This is a genomic window from Sphingosinicella sp. (assembly GCF_013911755.1).
In the GTDB taxonomy this organism is placed as follows: domain Bacteria; phylum Pseudomonadota; class Alphaproteobacteria; order Sphingomonadales; family Sphingomonadaceae; genus Sphingosinicella.
The window spans coordinates 1-21795 of sequence record NZ_JACESP010000030.1 but is presented as its reverse complement, the minus strand read 5'-3'; the positions used below and the strand labels follow the sequence as shown (position 1 = coordinate 21795).

The 21795-nt window shown below is 66.2% G+C and carries 23 protein-coding genes; 11 read left to right on the top strand and 12 right to left on the bottom strand.

The features are described 5' to 3' along the window. Positions 1-26: 26 nt before the first annotated feature. The 3 genes from H2052_RS16390 to H2052_RS16380 all read right to left on the bottom strand — a co-directional run bounded on the left by H2052_RS16390 (position 27) and on the right by H2052_RS16380 (position 4306). Entirely contained in the window at positions 27-380 is a 354-nt protein-coding gene (locus tag H2052_RS16390; RefSeq protein WP_293784122.1) for a hypothetical protein, read from the bottom strand. Continuing rightward, the gene (gene clpA / locus H2052_RS16385) at positions 373-2718 is read right to left on the bottom strand and encodes an ATP-dependent Clp protease ATP-binding subunit ClpA (protein WP_293784119.1); all 2346 of its coding nucleotides are present in this window, start codon (positions 2716-2718) and stop codon (positions 373-375) included. The genes H2052_RS16390 and clpA overlap by 8 nt, the downstream gene beginning before the upstream one ends. A 118-nt stretch (positions 2719-2836) precedes the next feature. Continuing rightward, complete coding sequence (locus H2052_RS16380; protein WP_293784175.1) at positions 2837-4306, bottom strand: sigma-54 dependent transcriptional regulator; 1470 nt, start codon at positions 4304-4306, stop codon at positions 2837-2839. 145 nt (positions 4307-4451) lie between these two features. On the opposite strand from H2052_RS16380, the gene H2052_RS16375 reads away from it, so the two are divergent. From H2052_RS16375 to H2052_RS16350, 6 genes are all read left to right on the top strand, one after another. After that, the gene (locus tag H2052_RS16375; RefSeq protein WP_293784116.1) at positions 4452-4592 is read left to right on the top strand and encodes an aa3-type cytochrome c oxidase subunit IV; all 141 of its coding nucleotides are present in this window, start codon (positions 4452-4454) and stop codon (positions 4590-4592) included. A 16-nt stretch (positions 4593-4608) separates the two neighbouring features. Then, positions 4609-5739 (top strand): NAD(P) transhydrogenase subunit alpha, encoded by a 1131-nt coding sequence (locus H2052_RS16370; protein WP_293784113.1) that lies wholly within the window; start codon positions 4609-4611, stop codon positions 5737-5739. A 3-nt stretch (positions 5740-5742) separates the two neighbouring features. Continuing rightward, on the top strand, positions 5743-6030 hold the full coding sequence (locus tag H2052_RS16365) for an NAD(P) transhydrogenase subunit alpha (protein ID WP_293784110.1): 288 nt from the start codon (positions 5743-5745) through the stop codon (positions 6028-6030). A gap of 6 nt (positions 6031-6036) precedes the next feature. Beyond that, positions 6037-7458 (top strand): NAD(P)(+) transhydrogenase (Re/Si-specific) subunit beta, encoded by a 1422-nt coding sequence (locus H2052_RS16360; RefSeq protein ID WP_293784107.1) that lies wholly within the window; start codon positions 6037-6039, stop codon positions 7456-7458. Positions 7459-7526: 68 nt separating this feature from the next. Further along, positions 7527-8057 carry a superoxide dismutase family protein gene (locus tag H2052_RS16355; RefSeq protein ID WP_293784104.1) on the top strand — a complete coding sequence of 177 codons (531 nt, stop codon included), beginning with the start codon at positions 7527-7529 and terminating at the stop codon, positions 8055-8057. A 58-nt stretch (positions 8058-8115) separates the two neighbouring features. Next, positions 8116-8526: a DUF4112 domain-containing protein gene (locus H2052_RS16350; RefSeq protein ID WP_293784172.1), complete on the top strand. Its 411-nt coding sequence runs from the start codon at positions 8116-8118 to the stop codon at positions 8524-8526. Here H2052_RS16350 and H2052_RS16345 read toward each other — a convergent pair. The 9 genes from H2052_RS16345 to H2052_RS16305 all read right to left on the bottom strand — a co-directional run bounded on the left by H2052_RS16345 (position 8507) and on the right by H2052_RS16305 (position 17503). Next, complete coding sequence (locus tag H2052_RS16345) at positions 8507-9214, bottom strand: ribonuclease T (protein WP_293784101.1); 708 nt, start codon at positions 9212-9214, stop codon at positions 8507-8509. The genes H2052_RS16350 and H2052_RS16345 overlap by 20 nt on opposite strands. Beyond that, positions 9201-10046, bottom strand: a complete 846-nt coding sequence (nadC, locus tag H2052_RS16340) for a carboxylating nicotinate-nucleotide diphosphorylase (protein ID WP_293784098.1) — start codon at positions 10044-10046, stop codon at positions 9201-9203. The genes H2052_RS16345 and nadC overlap by 14 nt, the downstream gene beginning before the upstream one ends. After that, positions 10043-12142 (bottom strand): prolyl oligopeptidase family serine peptidase, encoded by a 2100-nt coding sequence (locus tag H2052_RS16335; protein ID WP_293784095.1) that lies wholly within the window; start codon positions 12140-12142, stop codon positions 10043-10045. Before H2052_RS16335 ends, nadC begins: the two co-directional genes overlap by 4 nt. Before the next feature lie 196 nt (positions 12143-12338). Beyond that, positions 12339-13343 (bottom strand): quinolinate synthase NadA, encoded by a 1005-nt coding sequence (gene nadA, locus H2052_RS16330; protein WP_293784092.1) that lies wholly within the window; start codon positions 13341-13343, stop codon positions 12339-12341. Positions 13344-13356: 13 nt separating this feature from the next. After that, positions 13357-13968, bottom strand: coding sequence for a DUF4230 domain-containing protein (locus tag H2052_RS16325; RefSeq protein ID WP_293784089.1), 612 nt, complete (start codon positions 13966-13968; stop codon positions 13357-13359). Further along, entirely contained in the window at positions 13965-14855 is an 891-nt protein-coding gene (locus H2052_RS16320) for an MBL fold metallo-hydrolase (RefSeq protein ID WP_293784086.1), read from the bottom strand. Before H2052_RS16320 ends, H2052_RS16325 begins: the two co-directional genes overlap by 4 nt. A gap of 49 nt (positions 14856-14904) precedes the next feature. Beyond that, complete coding sequence (locus H2052_RS16315) at positions 14905-16122, bottom strand: acyl-CoA dehydrogenase family protein (protein WP_293784083.1); 1218 nt, start codon at positions 16120-16122, stop codon at positions 14905-14907. A 12-nt stretch (positions 16123-16134) separates the two neighbouring features. After that, positions 16135-17229, bottom strand: a complete 1095-nt coding sequence (locus H2052_RS16310; RefSeq protein ID WP_293784080.1) for an acyl-CoA dehydrogenase family protein — start codon at positions 17227-17229, stop codon at positions 16135-16137. Between the two features lie 76 nt (positions 17230-17305). Then, a complete protein-coding gene (locus tag H2052_RS16305) occupies positions 17306-17503 on the bottom strand; it encodes a DUF1192 domain-containing protein (protein WP_293784077.1) in 198 nt (65 codons plus the stop codon). Positions 17504-17578: 75 nt separating this feature from the next. Between H2052_RS16305 and H2052_RS16300 the strand changes: the two genes are divergently transcribed. The 5 genes from H2052_RS16300 to H2052_RS16280 form a co-directional block, all read left to right on the top strand. Beyond that, positions 17579-18598, top strand: a complete 1020-nt coding sequence (locus H2052_RS16300; protein ID WP_293784074.1) for an NAD(P)H-quinone oxidoreductase — start codon at positions 17579-17581, stop codon at positions 18596-18598. After that, on the top strand, positions 18576-19202 hold the full coding sequence (locus H2052_RS16295) for a glutathione S-transferase family protein (RefSeq protein WP_293784071.1): 627 nt from the start codon (positions 18576-18578) through the stop codon (positions 19200-19202). The genes H2052_RS16300 and H2052_RS16295 overlap by 23 nt, the downstream gene beginning before the upstream one ends. 110 nt (positions 19203-19312) lie before the next feature. Next, positions 19313-20164, top strand: a complete 852-nt coding sequence (locus H2052_RS16290; RefSeq protein ID WP_293784170.1) for a UDP-2,3-diacylglucosamine diphosphatase — start codon at positions 19313-19315, stop codon at positions 20162-20164. 150 nt (positions 20165-20314) lie between these two features. Beyond that, entirely contained in the window at positions 20315-21334 is a 1020-nt protein-coding gene (locus H2052_RS16285) for a glycosyltransferase family 1 protein (protein WP_293784068.1), read from the top strand. Positions 21335-21418: 84 nt separating this feature from the next. Then, on the top strand, positions 21419-21795 hold a 377-nt coding region (locus tag H2052_RS16280; RefSeq protein ID WP_293784065.1), incomplete at its 3' end, for a cell cycle transcriptional regulator TrcR.

Genomic DNA, 21795 nt, shown 5'->3' with positions numbered 1-21795 from the left:
GAACAGGGTCGCCGCCGACGGGGCGACTAAAGCGCTTCGATGGTCTTCAGAAAGCGCTCCGGATCGCCGTCGCGGAGTTCCTCGATCGCCGTATCAAGTTCGTCTTCATTGACGCGGGCGCCCGTTTCGGCCGCTTCGATGCGTTCGGCGGCTCCCTCCAGGCGCTTCTCGACGGCCGCCTCGATCCGCTCCACCTTGGCTTCGATCTCGTCGCCCTTTGAATCGATCGTGATCGCAGCTTCGTCGTCGTCCGAAATGAGGCTGAAGCCGGGTCCGTCGATGTTGGAAAGCAGCAAGAGCGCGCCGAGACCGCCGAGAACGATCAGCAGGTTCCGGCGGTTGATCGGCTTGTCTTCGCCCGTCTGAGGCTCATCACGCATCGACGGTTTTCTTACCGCCCTTCGCCTCGCCCGTCTTGCCCTTTTTGGCGGCGCGCGGCTTTGGTGCCGCCGCGATGATCTCGAATGTCGGTCGGTCGTCCTTGATGTGGACCACGACCTCGCCGCCGTTCACCAGCTTGCCGAACAGCAGCTCTTCCGCGAGCGGTTGCTTGATCGTGGTCTGGATGAGCCGGGCGAGCGGGCGCGCGCCGTAGAGCCTGTCGTAACCGCGCTCGATCAGCCAGCTCTTCGCTTCGTCCGAAAGCTTGATGTGGACGTCGCGGTCGGCGAGCTGGAGTTCGAGTTCGAGGATGAACTTGTCCACGACCATCGCGACGACCGGCGTCGGCAGGTAGCCGAACGGCACCGTGGCATCGAGACGGTTGCGGAACTCTGGCGTGAACATACGCTTGATGGCTTCCTCGTCCTCGCCCACGCGCACGGTGGAGCCGAAGCCGATGCCTTCCTTCGCCATGTCCGACGCGCCCGCGTTCGTCGTCATGATGAGGATGACGTTGCGGAAATCGACCGTCTTGCCGTGGTGATCGGTAAGCTTTCCGGCGTCCATCACCTGCAGCAGGATGTTGAACAGGTCCGGGTGCGCCTTTTCGATCTCGTCGAGGAGCAGCACCGAGTGCGGGTTCTGGTCGACGGCATCCGTCAAGAGCCCGCCCTGATCGAAGCCGACATAGCCCGGAGGTGCGCCGATCAGGCGGCTCACCGAGTGGCGCTCCATATATTCCGACATGTCGAAACGTTGCAGCGGAATGCCGAGAATCGCGGCGAGCTGGCGCGCCACTTCCGTCTTGCCGACGCCGGTGGGGCCGGAGAACAGGTAGTTGCCGATCGGCTTGTTCGGCTCGCGGAGCCCCGCGCGCGACAGCTTGATCGCTGACGCGAGCGTCTCGATCGCCTTGTCCTGCCCGAACACGACGCGCTTCAGGTCCTGCTCCAGCGTCGCCAGCACCTTCTTGTCGTCGGACGACACGGACTTCGGCGGGATGCGCGCGATCGTCGCGACGACGGCCTCGACGTCCTTCACGCCGATGACCTTCTTGCGCTTGGCGGGCGGCAACAGCATCTGCGAGGCGCCGACCTCGTCGATCACGTCGATTGCCTTGTCGGGCAGCTTGCGATCGTTGATGTAGCGCGCCGACAGCTCCACCGCGGTCTTCACGGCCTCGTTGGTGTAGCGGACCTTGTGGTGCTCTTCGAAATAGGTCTTGAGGCCGAGCAGGATGCGCACCGTGTCCTCGATCGAGGGTTCCTTCACGTCGATCTTCTGGAACCGTCGCAGGAGCGCGCGGTCCTTCTCGAAGTGGTTGCGGAATTCCTTGTAGGTGGTCGAGCCGATGCAGCGGATCGCGCCGCCCGAAAGCGCGGGCTTCAGAAGGTTGGACGCATCCATCGCGCCGCCCGACGTGGCGCCTGCGCCGATCACCGTGTGGATTTCGTCGATGAACAGGATCGCCTCGGGCATCTTCTCGAGCTCGTTGACGACGCCCTTCAGCCGCTCCTCGAAATCGCCGCGATAGCGCGTGCCCGCGAGCAGTGCGCCCATGTCGAGCGCATAGATCACCGCGTCTTTCAGCACGTCGGGCACGTCGCCTTCGACGATCTTGCGCGCGAGACCCTCGGCAATGGCGGTCTTGCCCACGCCCGGATCGCCCACGTAGAGCGGGTTGTTCTTGGAGCGGCGGCAGAGAATCTGGATCGTGCGGTCGACCTCGGCGGCGCGGCCGATCAGCGGATCGACCTTGCCCGAAAGCGCCTTGTCGTTGAGATTGACGCAGAACTGCTTCAGCGGCGAATCCGCGGGCTTCTTGGCATTGCCCTTGTCCTTTGCCTCGTCGGCCGGCTCGTCCGCGCCGCGCACCGCGCGCGGCTCGGAAAGCGAGGGCGACTTGGCGATGCCGTGGCTGAGATACGAAACCGCATCAAGCCGCGTCATGTCCTGCTGCTGCAGGAAATAGACGGCGTGGCTCTCTCGCTCCGAGAAGAGCGCGACGAGCACGTTGGCGCCGGTCACCTCGTCGCGGCCTGAAGACTGCACGTGCAGGATCGCGCGCTGCACGACACGCTGGAAGCCAGCCGTGGGATTGGGATCGACCTGATCGCCCGCGCGCAGCGGCTCAAGCTCCTTGTCGAGATAGCCGGTCAGCTCCTCGCCGAGCTGGTCGAGATCGACGCCGCAGGCCTTCATCACCGCGGAGGCATGGCTGTCGCCGATCAGCGCGAACAGCAGGTGTTCGAGCGTGGCATATTCATGCCGCCGCCGGCTCGCTTCGGCGAGGGCGTTGTGAAGCGTGTGCTCAAGCTCGCGGGCAAAGGCGGGCATTCATCACTCCTGCGAGGCGGCGAAACATCCGCTGCCTGATGTGAAGATCAGGGACGATTGGCAAAACATCAAGGGGGCAATGTGCAGCCCATGCCGCGGAAACCACGTTTTCTGCGGTTCAGGCGACGTTCCTGACATCGTCATCGTGGCCGCCGAAATCGTCGGTGACGGCCATTTCGCCGAGCTTGCGGTAGAGCGTAGAGCGCCCAATGCCGAGGCGTCTGGCCACCTCGCTCATGCGGCCGCGACAGTGGTGGATCGCCTTGCGGATGATTTCCGCTTCCAGATCCTCAAGGCGACGGAGCTTGCCGTCGTCACCGAACAGCGAAACCTCGGCTGAAAGGTCGGATGAAGCGGCGCGTGTCGGTGCAGCCTGCGCCGTCTGCCTGGGCGCGGTGACGCCTGCAAGTTGCGGGAAGTCGAGCGCCGTGAGTCTCGTGCCCTCGCAGAGCACGGCGGCGCGGAACAATGCGTTCTGCAGCTGCCGGACGTTGCCGGGCCAGTCGTACGCTTCAAGGAGCGCGAGCGCGTCCTCCGAAAGGTCGCGTGCGCTGACGCCTTCTTCGGCGCCGAGTCGACGAACGAAATGGCGCGCGAGCGCCGCGATGTCGCCGCGCCGTGCGCGCAAGGGGGGAATCGTGACAGGCACGACGCCGAGCCGGTAGAACAGGTCCTCGCGGAAGCGGCCCTCGCGGACCTCTTCGGCGAGATTGCGGTTCGTCGCGGCGATCAGGCGCACGTCCACGGTCACATGGCCACGGCTGCCGACAGGCTCGATCTGCCCGGTCTGCAGCGCGCGAAGCAGCTTCACCTGCGCGTCGAGCGGCAGCTCGCCGATTTCGTCGAGGAACAGCGTACCGCCGTCCGCCTCGCCAAAGCGGCCGACGTGTTTTTCAACAGCGCCGGTGAAGGCGCCCTTTTCGTGGCCGAACAGCACCGATTCGACGAGATTCGCAGGGATCGCCCCACAGTTGACGATGACGAGCGGCTTGTCCCTGCGCGGCGAGGCGGCGTGCACCGCCTGCGCGACGACTTCCTTGCCGACGCCACTTTCGCCTTCAATCAGGATCGGCACGTTCTTCTGCGCGGCCTTTTCAGCGACCGCGAGCGCGGCGCGAAAACCCGCCTCGGTGCCGACAATCTCGGCAAAGCCCAGCGAGCCCGGCAGCTTTTCGGTCAGCGGGCGCAGTTCGCCGCCTGGCGCCTTGTGGTCGAGCGCGCTTGCGAGCGCGCGCGTGATACGGTCCGCGCTTGCCGGTTTCAGCAGGAAGTCGCTCGCCCCCGCGCGCATTGCTTCAACTGCGGTGGAAACGCTGGAATGCGCGGTCAGCATGATGACGGGGAGCTGCGGGAATTGCGGGCGCAGTTCGCGCAGCACCTCGATCCCGGTCTTGCCCGGCATGTTGTAGTCGAGGATCACGGCATCGACGGATTGGCCGCGGGGACTCGTCAGCAGATCGAGCGCGGCCTGGCCATGCTCGGCTTCCACGGTCGCATAGCCGGCGCGCGCCGCCACGGTTTCCGTGATGCGTCGCTGGCCCGACTCGTCGTCGACAACAAGGACGGTCTGCTTCGCCAATTGCCGAATCTCTGCTTCCCAAAAATGACCCGCCTGTCTCGATACGGCACAGCGCCTTGCCGTCTGGTTAAGATGATGACCCGTTTTTCGCTTCACACTTGAGTGTGTGTTGCTATGAACGGGCGGAATCAGGTCCGGATGGGGGACGTTTGAAATGGCGCAGAACAGCACTTACACGAACAAGGCGATGAAGGATCACGCGAAGACCTATGCGGGTTTCCTCGCGATGATGAAGTACGGCACGATCGGAATCGTGCTCGTGCTGCTCGGTATGCTCCTCTTCCTGTACAACTAGCCCCGTGGCGAATCCTGTGCGCATCGCGGTCCTTGGTGAGACCGCCGATTTTGAGCGCCGCGTCGCTGCAAGCCCGGAGACGGTGAAGAAGTTCATCGGGCTGGGTGCTGCAGTTGCCGTGGAATCAGGTGCCGGTCTCGCGTCGGGCATTGCGGACGCCGATTATGCGGCGGCAGGTGCCGAGGTGGGCCCTCGCGCGTCCGTTCTCAGCGGTGCAGGGATCGTGCTTGGCGTGCAGGCGCCGGAGCCGGCTTCACTTGCGGGCGTAGCGCCCGGTGCGCGCGTGGTTGCGATGCACGCCCCTGCAGCGAACCCGGAGCGGTCGAAAGCCTATGCGGCGGCGGGCTATGAGGCACTCGCCATGGAGCTTATGCCGCGCATCACGCGCGCGCAGTCGATGGACGTGCTTTCCTCGCAGTCGAACCTTGCCGGCTACAAGGCGGTGCTGGACGCGGCGGCGGAATACGGCCGCGCCTTTCCGATGATGATGACGGCGGCGGGCACGGTCTCGGCGGCGAAGGTGTTCATCATGGGCGTCGGTGTTGCGGGCCTTCAGGCGATCGCGACCGCGCGGCGCCTTGGCGCGCAGGTCTCGGCGACCGACGTGCGCTCGGCGACGAAGGAGCAGATTCTCTCGCTCGGCGCGAAGCCGATCTTCGTCGAGGCCGTGAAGGGCATCGAGGGCGAGGGCTCGGGCGGCTACGCCACCGAGATGTCGGACGAGTACAAGGCCGCGCAGGCCGAGCTGGTGTCGGCGCACATCGCCAAGCAGGACATCGTCATCACCACCGCGCTGATCCCGGGCCGCGCCGCGCCGCGCCTCGTTAGTGACGCGCAGCTCGCGACGATGCGGCCGGGCAGCGTGCTCGTCGACCTCGCGGTCGAAGCCGGGGGCAACGTCGAAGGTGCCGTGGCGGGTGAGATCGTGGTGAAGCACGGCGTCAAGATCGTCGGGCACAGAAACGTGCCGAGCCGCCTCGCGGCGGACGCCTCGCTGCTCTACGCGCGCAACCTGTTCAACTTCCTGTCCGCCTTCTGGGACAAGGACGTGAAGGCGCCCGTGCTGCCCGACGACGACGAGATCGTGAAGGGCGTGCGGCTGACCAAGGACGGCAAGGCCGTCCATCCGGTGCTGGGGGGAGCATAGGCCATGGACTTCATTTCGATCCTGTCGATCTTCGTGATGGCCTGTTTCGTGGGCTATTACGTGGTCTGGTCGGTCACGCCGGCGCTGCACACGCCGCTGATGGCGGTGACGAACGCGATCTCCTCGGTCATCATCGTGGGTGCACTGATCGCCGCGCTTGCCGCGGGCTCGGGGCTCGCCAAGTGGCTCGGTCTCGTCGCCGTGGCCCTCGCCAGCGTCAATATCTTCGGCGGCTTCGCGGTGACGCAGCGAATGCTCGCGATGTACAAGAAAAAAGAGAAGAAGGGCTAGGCGCCGATGGAACACGTCGCTTCCGCCGTGCCCGCGTGGGCACTTCTCGCTTACCTCGTCTCCGGGGTTCTGTTCATCCTCGCGCTGCGGGGCCTGTCCTCGCCCGAGACCAGCCGCGCGGGCAACCGCTACGGCATGATCGGCATGGGGCTCGCGGTGGCGACGACGCTCGCCACGCACGAGATCGCCTCGCTGCCCGAGATCGCGGCCGCGATCATCCTTGGCGGCGGGGTTGGCTTCGTCGTCGCGCGGCGCATCGCGATGACCGCGATGCCGCAGCTCGTCGCGGCGTTCCACAGCCTTGTGGGCCTCGCCGCCGTGCTCGTGGCGGCAGCGGCGTTCCTCAATCCGCAGGCGTTCGGCATCGCGGGCGCGGACGGCGAGATCTTCGCGGTCAGCCGCGTCGAGATGGGTCTCGGCATCGCGATCGGTGCGATCACCTTCTCAGGCAGCGTCATCGCGTTCCTGAAGCTCAACGGCAACATGTCGGGTGCGCCGATCCTGCTGCCGCTGCGGCATGTCATCAACCTCGGCACGCTGGTCGGCATCCTCGGGCTCATCGCATGGTTCACGCTTGAACCGTCGCCCGACGCCTGGATTTTCTGGACCGTAACCGGCCTTGCGTTCCTGATCGGCTTCCTGCTCATCATCCCGATCGGCGGCGCGGACATGCCCGTCGTCGTCTCGATGCTGAACAGCTATTCGGGCTGGGCGGCGGCAGCGATGGGCTTCACGCTGCAGAACACCGCGATGATCATCACCGGCGCGCTCGTCGGCTCCTCGGGCGCGATCCTCAGCTACATCATGTGCCGCGCGATGAACCGCAGCTTCATCAGCGTCATCGCCGGCGGTTTCGGCGCCGAGGCGGGGCCAGCGGGCGCTGCCGCCGCCATCGACCGGCCGTGGAAGCGCGGCTCCGCCGAGGATGCGGCGTTCCTGATGCAGAACGCCGAGAAGGTCATCATCGTGCCGGGCTACGGCATGGCGGTGGCGCAGGCGCAGCATGTGCTGCGCGAGATGGGCGACAAGCTGAAGCACCAGGGCGTCGACGTGCGCTATGCGATCCACCCGGTGGCGGGCCGTATGCCGGGGCACATGAACGTTCTGCTCGCCGAAGCGAACGTGCCTTATGACGAGGTATTCGAGCTCGAAGACATCAACACCGACTTCGGCCAGGCCGATGTCGCGTTCGTGATCGGCGCCAACGATGTGACCAATCCAGCGGCGAAGACCGACAAGTCCTCGCCGATCTACGGTATGCCCGTGCTCGACGTCGAAAAGGCGAAGACCGTGCTGTTCATCAAGCGCTCGATGGGCGGTGTCGGCTACGCCGGCGTCGACAACGAACTCTTCTACCGCGACAACACCATGATGCTCCTCGCCGACGCCAAAAAAATGGTCGAGGAAATCGTCAAGGCCATGGATTGAGGTTGCGCGCGAAACCTTCGGCGCCAGAATGCGTTCATCAGAAAGACCACCACAGGGGAAGACTGATCATGCGCGTTTCCACGACCGTCATGCCTTTGGCTGCCATGCTGGCGGCCGCATGTGCGAGCCAGGCTGAAGAGCCTGCGGCTGCGCCCGCTGCGCCGCCGCCTGCCGCCTATGCTCAGCTCCTCGACAAGGACGGCGCCACGAAAGGCCGCGCGGTGCTGACCGAGGCGAACGGCAGCGTCAATGTCGGCCTCGTGCTTGAAGGCTGGTCGCCGGGCACCTACGCCTTCCATGTCCACGCGATCGGCCTTTGCACCGCGCCGGACTTCACTTCGGCGGGGCCGCACTTCAATCCGACCAACCAGAAGCATGGCAACCACAAGGGCGATATGCCGAATGTTACCGTCGCTGCAGACGGCACCGCTCGGATCGAAGCGCGCATCAAAGGCGCCACGCTTTACAGTGGCGAAATGCCGGTGCTGGATACGGACGGCGCCGCGGTCGTCGTCCACGCCAAGCCCGACGACGGCGTGACCGATCCTGCCGGAAACGCAGGTCCGCGTCTTGCATGTGGACCCGTCGTCACCAAATAGCGTCCCACGGCTTTGGAGGCTGAAGGTGAGCGTGAATCAGCAGGCGTTTGAAGATGCGATGACCCGGGCAGGGCTCGACGCACGCGATCCGCAGGCGGTGCGCGCCCGTGTCGAGGTGCTCGAAAAGCTTCTTGAACGGTCGATCACGATCCCGGGCATCAACTACAAGGTCGGGCTCGATGCGATCCTCGGCCTTGTTCCGGTGGGCGGCGACATTCTCGCCGGGCTGATGTCCGCCTATATCATCTGGGAAGCACGCAACCTCGGTATGTCGCGCTGGCACCTCGCCCGCATGGCGGGGAACACGCTGTTCGACACCGCGATCGGCTTCGTGCCGCTACTGGGCGACGCGATGGACGTGCTGTTCCGCTCGAACACGCGGAACCTCCGCATTATCAAAGCCCACCTCGATCGGCACCACCCGAAGACGGCAGTGCTGGAGGGCACCGTCACCCGCCGCGCCAGATAAGCACGCGCGCGCCGTCCGCCGCGCCGGGTGTGCGGCAGGCCGCATAGTTGTAATCGAGGTCCATGCACAGCCGCACCTCCGTCAGCCAGCCGCGATTGTTTTCCATCACGGCAATCGCTTCGGCAGGAAGGCCGATATTCGCTTTCACGAACGCCTCGCGCACCATGCCGGCGGTCAGCGTCTCACCGCGAAGCTGGCGGAGATCGGGCCGCTTCACACCGTCCCACAGCGATTTGGCGGCACCGAAATAGGCCTCCGCGCTCGAAAAGGCGCAGGTGCCGTGCGCGGCCCACTGGTGCTGCATCAGCTGCGCCGAGGGCATCATGCAATAATGCTGGCGCACGAGCGCTTCGCCCACGGGCGGCGCCACGGCGCAGGCGCGGGGCGCGGGGCCTGCTGCACTGTCCACCCAGAGGCCGTGCAGGATGAAATCGAAATCATTGTCCTCGCACTGGCCTTCATGGGCCGCGGCATCCTTGCGGAAGCGACAGAACTCCGGCGACCACGACAGTGCAAGCACGTAGGCCGCAGCGGGCGCATCAGGCTTCGCGTCCGGCAGGCTCGCCGCGCGCGGGAGGTCGATCCGGCTGGGGATGCTGCACTCCGCCGTCGCCGTTCCGGCGGGCTCGTCAGCCGATCCGCAGGCCGCGAGGCATAACGCGAGGAGCAGGCGCTCAGGCGCTCGCAAGGTCGAGCCCGATGTCGGCGGCGGGCGCGGACTGCGTGATCCGTCCGACCGAAACGTAGGTGACGCCGGTTTCGGCGATGGCCCGGATCGTGTCGAGATTGACGCCGCCCGAGGCTTCGGTGGGCACGCGCCCCGCGACGAGGGCTACCGCGGCGCGAATGTCCGGCACGCTCATGTTGTCGAGCAGCAGGTGCGTCGCGCCCGCCGCAAGCCCCGGCTCGATCTGGTCCAGCCGGTCGACCTCCAGGATGATGCTGGCGATGCCCGCGTCCTTCGCGCGGCGCACGGCCTCGTCCACGCCGCCCGCAACGGCAACGTGGTTGTCCTTGATCATTGCCGCATCCCAGAGCCCCATGCGGTGGTTCTGCGCGCCGCCCATGCGCGTTGCGTATTTTTCGAGGAGCCGCAGCCCGGGGATGGTCTTGCGCGTGTCGAGCAGGATCGCCCCAGTGCCCGCGATGGCATCGACATAGCGGCGCGTGAGTGTCGCTATGCCGGAGAGGTGCTGGACAGTGTTGAGCGCCGAGCGCTCGGCGGTGAGCATGGCGCGGGCGAGGCCGGAGAGGCGCATCAGGTCCGTGCCCGACGCCACCCTCTCGCCGTCCTTCGCAAGCATCTCGATCTCCACCGCCGGATCGAGCGACTGGAAGAAGGCAGCGGCGATGTCGAGGCCGGCGACAACGATGGCGTCGCGGCTGTCCATCACGCCGTGGAACCGAGCGTCCGCCGGGATCACCGCGGCGGAGGTGATGTCGCCCGCGCCGCCCAGATCCTCGGCGAGCGTGGCGCGCACGAAAGCCGCCGTGTCGAAACCTGCGATCCCCATGTTCATTTCCCCATCAGTTCCCGGCGCGCGAAGGACAGCATCAGCGCGGCGCGGTAGGCGTGTTCGGCGGCGTTGGCCGCACCGGCGTGACCGCCTTCGATGTTTTCATAATAGTCGAACGCGTGGCCCTGCTGCGCCAGCCGAGCCGCATACTTCCGAGCGTGGCCGGGGTGGACGCGGTCGTCCTTCGTAGACGTATAGATGATGACGGGCGGGTATTTCGCGCCTGCGCGGAGGTTCTGGTAGGGCGAATATTTCGCGATGAAGGCGCGGTCCGCCGCCACGTCGGGATTGCCGTATTCGCCCATCCACGATGCGCCCGCGAGCAGCTTGTTGTAGCGCAGCATGTCGGCGAGCGGCACGCCCATGATGACCGCGTCGAAGAGGTCCGGCCGCTGCGTCATCGCGACGCCCACGAGCATCCCGCCCTGCGAACGGCCCGAAACCGCGAGCTTCGATGTCAGCCCCGCACGCTTCAGATCCTCGGCGACGGCATAGAGATCGTCGAAGCTGTTCTGCCGCTTCTCGCGCAGCGCCGCCTCGTGCCAAGCCGGGCCGTATTCGCCGCCGCCGCGAATGTTGGCGATCACGAAGCTGCCGCCGTCCTTCAGCCAGAATAGCCCGCCGGGGCCGATCTGGTAGGGATTCTTGGTGAGGTAAGTCGGCTTCTGCGCGCTGCGGAAGCCGCCGTAGGCGTGCATGATCGTCGGCAGCGGGCCTTTCGCGCCTGCCGGACGCACGACGAAATAAGGGATGCGTGTGCCGTCCTTCGATGCCGCGAAGCGCTGCTCAACGGAAATCGAGGCCGGATCGAAGAAGGCCCGAAGCGCGGCGACTTCCGTGGGCGTGTCACCGCCGCGCACTGCCATCAGCGTCTCGGGGCTGGCAAAGCTCTCGGTCGTGTAAAAAGCCGTGTCATTCGCGCCCCCGGCCGCCGCGAGCGTCACCGTGCTGTTCGGTGGCACCGGCACGGTCTCAGCGGTCCAGCCGGCCGCCGAGGGTGTCAGCGCGATCAGCCGCCCGGCGACATCCTCCAGCAGTGACACGTAGAGGCGCCCACTGCCCGCGACGACAGCCTCGATCGCCTGTTTGCCCGTTGGCACATAGACCTGCTCGACCGCCGCCGGACGCCCGACAACAAGTGTCGCCGCGTCATAGGCGATGAGCGAACCCGCCGCGTAGGTCTTGCCGCCATAGGCCCAGTCCTTGTGCAGCAGCGCGATCACGCGGCTGCCGAGCATGTCCTCGACCGTCGCCGTCTCGGGTAGCGGCGAACGAATGAGCGTGCCGTCGAGATTGAGGTGGAAGGTCTCGGCGGTCCAGAAATCGGGATGGCGCGTGATGCGCGGCCACATGCGGCCTTCGCTGCCGGTTGCGCTCGCATCCATGCCCATGTCGGTGGCCTTGCCCTCCGCGAGCAGCGCGGCCTCCGCCATCGGTGTGCCGCGTTTCCACAGGCGCACCTGACGCGGATAGCCGGATTCGGTGACATCGCCGCCATGCGCGGTGGCGATCATCAGCCGGTCGAGATCGACCCACGCGACGTCGCCCTTCGCCTCGGGCGTTTCGAAGCCGCCGTCCACGAACGCGCCCGCCTCCATGTCGAACTCGCGGTAGATGAGCGCGTCGGAACCGCCGTCCGAAAGGCCGACCATGCAGCGGGCATAAGCGGGGGCAAGGCACGCCGCGCCCTTCCACACCCATTTCCTCCCGTCCGCTTTCGACATCGCATCGAGGTCGATCAGTGTGCGCCAGGCGGGCTTTCCGGCGGCGAAGGCATCGAGATCAGCGATGCGCCACAGGCCCTGGGGGTTCTTCGCATCGGTCCAAAGGTTCGTCACCTTGTCCCCGAGAATTGTCTCGGGCACGGCGATGCGGCTGCCGTCCTCCAGGATCGCCTGCATGTCGGCCTGCAGCGCCTTGAACGCCGGGCTCTCCGTCCGCAGGCGCTTCTCGGTCGCGGCATTCCACGCGCGCACCTGATCGAGCGCGCGAGCGCCGTCCACCTCTTCAAGCCAGAGGTTGGGATCGTCGTCGGCCGCGTGCGCAGCAGGGGCAGTCGCCAGAGTGAAAGCCGCCATCAACAGAATGGAAAAACGCATGGCGTTTCGTCCCCAAGACGCATGTTATCGGACCCATCAAGTGAAACGGATTCGGGGCGGGGTCAATCGGGCGGGAAGCCGAACGTGTGACACGACTGGGTGTGCGTCCCTCGACTTCGCTCGGGATGATGCACGTTTTTACTGGGTACAGAGGCCCTTCATCCCGAGCGCAGTCGAGGGACGCACGGCGTTCATGTCAATCTCCCGTAACGCGCACGCTTGAAATGTCGCCCTGCCCGACTGTCGACGACGCCATCGCGAGCATCCGTTCGAGCGGCTTCAGCGCCTTCACGCGCATCTCCTCGTCCATCTCGATCATGGGCTTGAGATCGCGCAGTGCGAGGTAGAGTTTTTCCATCGTGTTCAAGGCCATGAACGGGCAGTTGTTGCAGCTGCAATTCCCGTCCGCGCCCGGCGCGCCGATGAAGGTCTTGTGCGGGGCGGCCTTTTCCATCTGGTGGATGATGTGCGGCTCGGTGACGACGATGATCGTGTCGGCCGGGCTTTCGAGCGCGAATTTCAGGATCGCGCTTGTCGAGCCGACGAGATCGGCGTGGTCGAGGATGTTGCCGGGGCATTCGGGGTGCGCGGCGACGGGCGCCTCGGGGTGCTGCGCCTTCAGCTTCAGCAGTTCCTTTTCGCTGAACGCCTCGTGGACGATGCACGCGCCCGGCCACAGCAGCATCTCGCGGCCGAATTTGCGCGAAAGATAGCCGCCGAGGTGCCGGTCCGGCCCGAAGATGATCTTCTGATCCTTCGGCAGCTGGCTGATGATCTTTTCGGCCGACGACGAGGTGACGATGATGTCGGAGAGCGCCTTCACCGCCGCCGAGCAGTTGATGTAGGTGAGCGCGATGTGATCGGGGTTCGCCTCGCGGAAGCGCTTGAACTGCTCGGGCGGGCAGGAGTCTTCAAGGCTGCATCCGGCGTCTATGTCGGGCAGGATCACGGTCTTCTGCGGGGAGAGAATCTTCGCGGTTTCCGCCATGAAGCGCACGCCGCAGAAGGCGATGACGTCCGCGTCCGTGTCCGCGGCCTTGCGCGAGAGATCGAGGCTGTCGCCGACGAAGTCCGCGATGTCCTGGATCGCGGCCTCCTGATAGTAATGCGCGAGGATCACGGCGTTGCGTTCCCGCTTCAGCCGGTCGATCTCGCTCAGCAAATCCTTGCCCTTCGGCAGCTCTGCGCGGCGTGCATCCATGTCGTCAATACTCCTAAAGTGCGTAGCCGCTCTCGTCCGGGAAACGGACGATGACGCGGGCGTCGATTCCTGCAGCGGCGAGCGGCAAGGCAAAGCCGCGCTCCACGGCGGTGCGCGCGGAACTGCGCGCGAGTTCCCGCAGGAGGCTGGTATCGGCTTCCTTGAGCACGGCCTCCCTGATCTTGCGGCGGTTGGCAGCGTCGATGACCTCTTCGGCATTGCCGAGCGCCATCAGGATCGTGCCGCCGCCGTATTCGCGGACGTTCGCCATATCGACCTGCGGCTCGTCGAGCTGGATATCGGGCAGGCGCACCGTCATCACGCGGCTGCCTTCGTCCCACACCATGTCGTCGCGGCGGACCTTCGAATAATCGATGTCGTAGCGGACCGTAGCGGGCACGATCAGCGTCTTTTCCGCCGACAGGCCGAGCTTTTCGACGCGCGTCGTCACCGCGACCGTGAAACGCCCGGCGAACACGGTGAGCTTGTTCTGCGCACGGACCGCCTCAAGGCTGGCGGCGGCGATGGACCGCGCATCCACCGGCTTGTCCTTTTCGCGGACCAGGAAAAAGGCGGCGAGGGCGCCGAGCAGCAGACCGGCGACGAGCGTCAGAACGGTTTTCACGCGGCTTTCTCCCAAACGTCTCCGTCCGCGCTTACCATGCCGCGCGCCTGAAGGTCGATCAGGTGCGCGAGCACCGAGCGGCCTGCGGCGGGGTGCAGCCGGGGATCGACAGCGGCGTACATCGCGGCGACGAGATCGGGGATCGCCTTCGGGCCGCCCTCCAGAAGGCGCAGAATCTGGCCCTCGCGCTGGCGGCGGTGCGCGATGTAGCCGCGCACCAGCCGCTGCGGCTCGGTGACGGGCTCGCCGTGCGTAGGATAATAGATGGCGTCGTCGCGCGTCTGCAGCAGCTTCAGGCTCGCCATATAGTCGCGCATGTCGCCATCGGGCGGCGTCACGACGCTTGTCGACCAGCCCATCACATGGTCGCCGGTGAACAGCGCCTTTTCCTCGTGGAGCGCGAAGCAGAGGTGGTTCGATGTGTGGCCGGGGGTGTGCACGGCCTCCAGCGTCCAGCCGCCGTCCGCCCAGGTGCCGCCGGGCACGACCTCGCCGTGCGCGAGCACGCGGTCCGGCGCATAGGTGCTGTCGAACGCGGCGTCGGTGCGGGGGCCGTCGTCTTCCAGCACCAGCGGCGCGCAGCCCACGACCTCGGCGCCGCTCAGCGCCTTCAGCCGCACGGCGAGGGGGCTATGGTCGCGGTGCGTGTGGGTGACGAACAGATGGCTGATCGTTTCGCCCGCCGTGGCGGCGAGGATGGCGTCCAGATGCTCGTCCTCGTCCGGGCCGGGGTCGATCACGGCGACCTTGCCGCTCCCCACGATATAGGTGCCGGTGCCGAGGAAGGTAAACGGGCTTGGATTCCGCGCGAGCACGCGGCGCACCAGCGGCGAGACGCGTTCGCTTGCGCCATAGGGCGCGGCGGCAATGGCGGCCTTGATATCCATCGGAACCCCATGTGGCAGCGGCAGTGGCCGCTGCCAAGGGTCATCGGCCCTAGAGGGGTACGATCTCGTTGAAAGGTGTGTCCTTGTCCGGCCGCAGATCGCCCGGCAGGCCGAGCACGCGTTCGGCGATGATATTGCGCAGGATCTCGTCGGTGCCGCCCGCGATGCGGAGGCCCGCCGACCACATGTAGGCGCCCTGCAGGCGTGCAAGCTCGCTGTCCTTCTCGCCCGCCGCGAAGCCCGCGCTTTCGGAGAGGTCGAGCGCGAAGGCGGCCATGTCCTGCATGGTTTTCGCGACGACGACCTTGGAGATGGATTGCTCCGCGCCCGGCGTCTTGCCCTGCGAAAGCGCGGAAAGCGCGCGCATCTGCGTCAGCTTTACGCCCTCGTCGTTGATGTAGGTGTCGGCGATGCGGGCGCGGACGTCCATGCGTTCGATCGCGGGGCCCTGTTCGGTGTCGATGCCCTTCGCAAGCTCCATCAGCGTGCGCCAGCCGGGCGAATTGCGCGGTTTGCCGCCGACGGCGAGGCGCTCGTTCATCAGCGTGGTGAGCCCGGCCTTCCAGCCGTCGCCGACCGCGCCGATGCGCCATGCGTCCGGCACGCGGACGCCATCGAAGAACACTTCGTTGAAGTCCGCGCCGCCCGACATTTGTTTGAGCGGCCGCGCGTCGACGCCCGGTGCGTGCATGTCCACAATGAACATGGTGAGGCCCTTGTGCTTGGGCGCGGACGGATCGGTGCGGGTGACGATGATGCCGTAGTCCGAAAGGTGCGCGAACGTCGTCCACACCTTCTGGCCAGTGATGATCCAGTCATCGCCGTCGCGCACGGCCTTGGTGCGGATGCCCGCGAGGTCGGAGCCGGCGATGGGCTCGGAAAAGAGCTGGCACCAGATCTCGCTGCCCTCCAGCGCCTTCGGCACGAAGCGTTCGATCACCTCTTTCGCGCCGTGCGTGAACACGGTGGGGATGCACATGCCGAGGCCGATCGAATAGAGGCCGGTCGGTGCGGCGGATTTCGCCTCCTCCTGCCCGAAGATGATCGCGTTCATCGGCCCGAGCCCCTGCCCGCCGAACGCCTTGGGCCAGGTGAGGCCCGCGTAGCCGGCTTCGTATTTCTTTTTCTGCCAGCTCTTCTGGCGGGTGACGAATTCGTCCTGCGATTTCGGCTCGGGAAGGCCTTCGTATTCCTTCGCGGCTTCGGCGATCCAGGCGCGGACCTTGGCGCGGTATTCGGCTTCCTGCGGGGTGTCGTTGAAATCCATCGTCTCTCTCCCTCAGGCGGCGGCGCGGTTGCGCTGTTCGAGCGCGCGCACCAGCCGGTCCGCCCAGAACGCGCGGCTGCCGAGCGACGCGGATAGCTGCCGAGCGCGGCGGTAGTAGAACTGGCAGTTCGATTCCCACGTGAAGCCGATGCCGCCGTGCAGCTGCACATTCTCCTCGGCGGCGAAGCGGACCGCATCGAGGCTGGCGGCGCGCGCGGCGGCGGCGGCGTGGCGCAGCTCGTCGGCATCCGCCGCGAACGCCCATGCGCCGTAAAGCGCGTGCGCGCGGGCGAGTTCGAGCTTGATGTACATGTCGGCGCACTTGTGCTTGACGCCCTGATAGCGGCCGATGCGCTGGCCGAAGGCGACGCGGTCCCTGGCGTAGCCGACGGCCATTTCCATTGCGGCGCTCGCGGTGCCGATCGCTTCGAACGCGAGGATCACCGCCGCGCGATCGAGGAAGCGTTGGTAGTCGGCGGCGGTGCCGAGCGGTTCGGCGGGGGTGCCTTCAAGCGTGATCGTGCCGTGCTTGCGGACGAGATCGAGCGTCGCGGCGGGCGCGACGGCGGCGTCTTTCAGATCGACGAGCCAGAACGTCGGGCCGTCCTCGCCGGCGGCAGTGACGACCGCGAGGCTCGCGGCGAGCGCGTCGGCCACGGGGGATTTCGTGCCGGTCAGCTTGCCGCCCGCGGCGCGTGTCGCGGGGATCGCGGCGGGCGAATTCGCGCCTTCGCCCCATGCGTAGCAGGCGATCGTGCTGCCGTCGGCGATGCCGGGGAGGTATTTCGCCTGCTGCGCCTCGGTTCCGGCAAGAAGCAGCGCCTCGGTTGCGAGCAGCGTCGAGAGGAAGGGGACGGGCGCGAGGCTGCGGCCGAATTCCTCGGCGAGCACGCAGCTTTCCTCGGGCGAGAGGCCGACGCCGCCGTGCGCCTCGGGCACGCGCGCGGCGGTGAGGCCGAGGTCGACGACCTGCCGCCACAGCGCCGTATCATAGGGCGCATCCGAATCCATGATGCGCCGCGCCGCATCCGGCCCCGCGTGCTGCGACAGCATACGCCGGGCGGACTCGCTGAGCGCGCGTGCGTCGTCCGAGAAATCGAAATTCAAGAGACCCTCCCACGTTTGTTGTCCGGAGCATGTGCCGCAGCGGCGGCGCGCGCATCCCGTGACTTGTGAGAGGCGTCTATTTTCGTGCGAAAAGCGCGTCAGCGGCGGATTTCACGCTGCCCGCCGCGGTGAGCTTGGCGCGCGTTCGCCCGATCTCGGCTTCAAGCGCGGCGATGCGCGCCCTCAGTTCGTCCTGCGACAGCGGATCGAGATCCTGCCGCGTGAACAGGGTCAGCGGATCGTCTTTCGTTTTCGGCAGAAAATCGTCGTCCATAGGGTTAACCCGTGTCTGGAATGGCCGCGCAATCTGCGCTAGAGGGGCGCCGCGAACAAGGGGGAGGATGACGTCATGGCCGGGGTTCCAGTGGACATGATCGCGATCGACCCCGAAGGCCCCGGCGGCCCCGAAGTGCTCATCCCCGTCCGCCGCCCCGTACCCGTGCCGAAGGACGGCGAAGTGCTCGTGAAGGTCGCCGCCGCGGGCGTGAACCGGCCCGACGTGCTGCAGCGCCTCGGCCTCTATCCGATGCCGCCCGGCGCGCCTTCGATCCCGGGACTTGAAATTGCAGGCGAAATCGTTGCGGTTGGCGCCGGTGCGGGCCGTCTGCAGATCGGCCAGCAGGTGTGCGCGCTCGTCGCGGGTGGCGGCTATGCGCAGTATTGCACCGTGCCCGAGGGCCAGTGCCTGCCGGTGCCCGAGGGGCTGACGCTTATCGAGGCGGCGAGCCTGCCCGAGACGTATTTCACGGTGTGGTCAAACCTCTTCGAGCGCGGCTACGGCGCGCCCGGCGAAACCGCGCTGATCCATGGGGGCACCAGCGGCATCGGCGTTACCGCGATCCTGCTTTGCAAGGCGTTCGGGCTGACGTCGATCGTGACCTGCGGCAGCGCGGAAAAATGCGCGGCTGCGCTGGCGCTCGGCGCCGATCACGCGATCGATTACAAGGCGCAGGATTTCGTTGCCGAGGTCGCGCGGATCACGAGCGGGCGCGGCGTCAACGTCGTGCTCGACATGGTGGGCGGCGATTATCTGGCGCGCAACATCAAGTGCCTCGGCGAAAGCGGGCGTCATGTGTCGATCGCGTTCCAGCGTGGGCAGACCGGCGAACTCGATCTCGGTGCCGTCATGCGCAAGGGCCTGATCCTGACGGGATCGATGCTGCGCCCGCGCAGCGTCGAATACAAATCGCTGCTTGCCGACAGTCTTGCCGCCGATGTCTGGCCGCTGTTCGGTGGTGGCTTGAAGGCCGTCGTCGACCGCGTATTCCCGCTTGAGGCCGCAGCGGACGCGCATCGTTATCTCGAATCGGGCGAACACGTGGGCAAGGTCGTACTGGAGATCGCGCATGGACAGGTTGACGCTGCATGAAGACCCGGTTTCGGGCAATTGCTACAAGATCCGCCTGACGGCGGCACACCTCGGCTTCCCGCTGGAACGCAGGCTCTACGACATCCGCAAGGGCGAGACGCGCACGCCGGCCTATCTTTCCACCGTGAACGCGAACGGCCGCGTGCCGGTGTTGCAGGTGGGTGATCGCTATCTGCCGGAATCGAACGCGGCGATCTTCTACCTTGCGAAAGGCTCGGCGCTGATCCCCGAAGACCGCTGGGACGAGGCGGACATGCTGCGCTGGATGTTCTGGGAGCAGTATAATCACGAGCCCAATATCGCGACGCTGCGCTTCTGGCTCGCCTATGTCGGGCGCGCCGCGCTTTCGGAAGCGCAGCGGGCGCAGATCGACGGCAAGCGCGCGGGCGGCGAAGCGGCGCTCAAGCTGATGGATGAGCATCTGACGCATCGCCAGTGGTTCGTCGGGAACAGCTTCAGCCTCGCCGACATCGCACTCTACGCCTATACGCACGTGTGCGAAGAGGGCGGCGGGTTCGAACTTGCGCGCTATCCTCGCGTGCAGGGGTGGCTCGCCCGCGTTGCCGGCCTGCCAGGACACATCTGGATCGATTCCCACGCTTGATTTCGCCGCGACTCGCGCAAAACCTTCATAATTCGGCCTGCAAATCGTAACGCAACAACGCGATACGCTGGCGCGCAAACAGCCGTCCGCCAGTGGAGGTCGACTTGAACATGTTTGCGCCTGACGACTTTGCCGATCGCATCGCGTCGCTTCGGCCGAGCGAGCCTGAGGTCCGGAAGAGCGATCGCCGCCGCTACCGCACGATCTGGATATCGGACGTGCATCTCGGCACACGCGGGTGCAATGCCGATCTGCTGATCGATTTTCTCGACAGCGTCGATTCCGACACGCTCTTCCTCGTCGGCGACATCATCGACGGGTGGCGGCTGAAGAAGAGCTGGTATTGGCCCGCGAAGCATAACGACATTGTCTGGCGGCTTTTGAAGCGCGCCAAGCGCGGTACGCGCGTGATCTACATTCCAGGCAACCACGACGAGGTGTTCCGCCAGTTCACCGGGCTCAGCTTCGGCGGCGTCGAGATCCGTTCGAAGGCGATCCACGAGACCGCCGACGGCCGCCGCCTGCTCGTGCTGCACGGCGACGAGTTCGACGCCGTGGTGCTCTACGCGCGCTGGCTCGCGTTCCTCGGCGACGCCGCATACGAATTGCTGATGAAGCTGAACACGGTCGTCAACAAGGTGCGGGCGCGTTTCGGCATGCCCTATTGGTCGCTTTCCAAGCACGCCAAGCACAAGGTGAAGAACGCGGTGGAGTTCATCAGCCGCTTCGAGGAAGCCGTGGCGAAGGCGGCCGGAGACCGTCAGCTCGACGGCGTCGTCTGCGGCCACATTCACACCGCGGAGCAGCGGCAGTTCGGCGACGTCGTCTACTACAACGATGGCGACTGGGTGGAAGGCTGCACTGCGCTCGTCGAACATTTCAACGGCGAAATGGAAATCCTGCACTGGGCCGACGAGATGAACGCGCGCGTGCTTCCCATGCAGCAGGCAAACGCGGCCTGAGTTGCGGGCAGACCTGATGCGATATCGTGCGTCCCTCGACTTCGATCGGGATGATGGACGTAGAGCCACAAGGGATTTCACATTGAGCCCTTCGACAGCCTGCGAAGGCAAGCGCTCAGGACAGGCCAAGGCCGAGGGACACGCCGCCCCATGCGCATAGCGATCGTGACCGATGCGTGGGAGCCGCAAGTGAACGGCGTGGTGCGCACGCTGCAGATGGTGCGCGGCGAGCTGGAACGCGCCGGGCACAGCGTGCTCGTACTTTCCCCCGATGCGTGGCCGTCGGTGCCCTGCCCCGGCTACGGCGAGATCCGGCTGGCGCTTGCCACGACCGGCCAGGTCGGGCGGCGTTTGCGTGCTTTTGGCGCCGAAGCCATTCATATCGCCACAGAAGGCCCGCTCGGGCTCGCCGCGCGGCGCTGGTGCCTGCGCGCCCGCCTTCCCTTCACGACCGCCTATCACACACATTTTCCGGACTATGTATCGGCGCGCACCGGGCTGCCCGCCGCATGGTTCTGGCGGTACGAGCGGTGGTTCCACGGCCCCGCCGCGAGCGTTCTCGCTGCGACGCCGAGCCTGCGCCGGCAGCTTGCCGCGCAGGGCATCGGCCCCACGGCGCCATTTGGACGCGGCGTCGACCTTGCGAACTTCTCGGCGCAGAGTGCGCCGCACGCGGCCTATGCGGCGCTGCCCCGCCCCATTCAGCTGTATGTGGGGCGTGTCGCGGTGGAAAAGAACATCGAGGCCTTCCTCGCCACGCGCCATCCGGGCACGCGCGTCGTGGTGGGCGACGGCCCAGCGCGAAAGGCGCTCGAACGGAAGTTCCCCGACGTGATCTTCCTCGGCGCGCTTCGCGGCGCGGCGCTCGCCTCGGCCTACGCGGGCGCGGACGTGTTCGTGTTCCCAAGCCGCACCGACACGTTCGGCATGGTGCTGATCGAGGCATTGGCTTCCGGCGTTCCCGTGGCGGCGTATCCGGTGCAGGGGCCGATCGACATCGTGACGCCGGAGACCGGCTGCCTCGATGAAGACCTCGACACCGCCATTGCCGGGGCACTCGGCAAGGATCGCGCTGCGTGCGCTGCGTATGGCCGCAGTTTCAGCTGGGAACGCGCGGCGGCGGAGTTTCGGGGCGCACTCGTACCGCTAAATCCCTTGATCGCGGCTTGAGCCGTGCCTATAGTTTAGGTGTACCGGCCGCCCCCCAAAGGGCGGCCCTTTTATTTCGCTCTTTCGAGAAGAGGCGCATTCGCCATGGCCCAGAACTATCCGCTGATGCCGCACGCGACCGCTGCATGGCTGGTCGACAACACGGCGCTCACCTTCTCGCAGATCGCCGATTTCTGTGGGCTTCATGTGCTTGAAGTGCAGGCGATCGCTGACGAGACGGCCTCTGCAAAGCATATCCCGCGCGATCCTATCCGCGCCGGCGACCTGACACAGGCCGAGCTCGACAAGGGGCAGGCGAACCCCGCGCACAGCCTTGTGCTGCAGAAGGGGCCGGAGCAGCAGCGCCGCACCAAGGGACCGCGCTACACGCCGGTATCGAAGCGGCAGGACAAGCCGGACGGCATCGCCTGGATCGTGCGCAACCACCCCGAGATCACGGACGCGCAGATTTCGCGCATCAT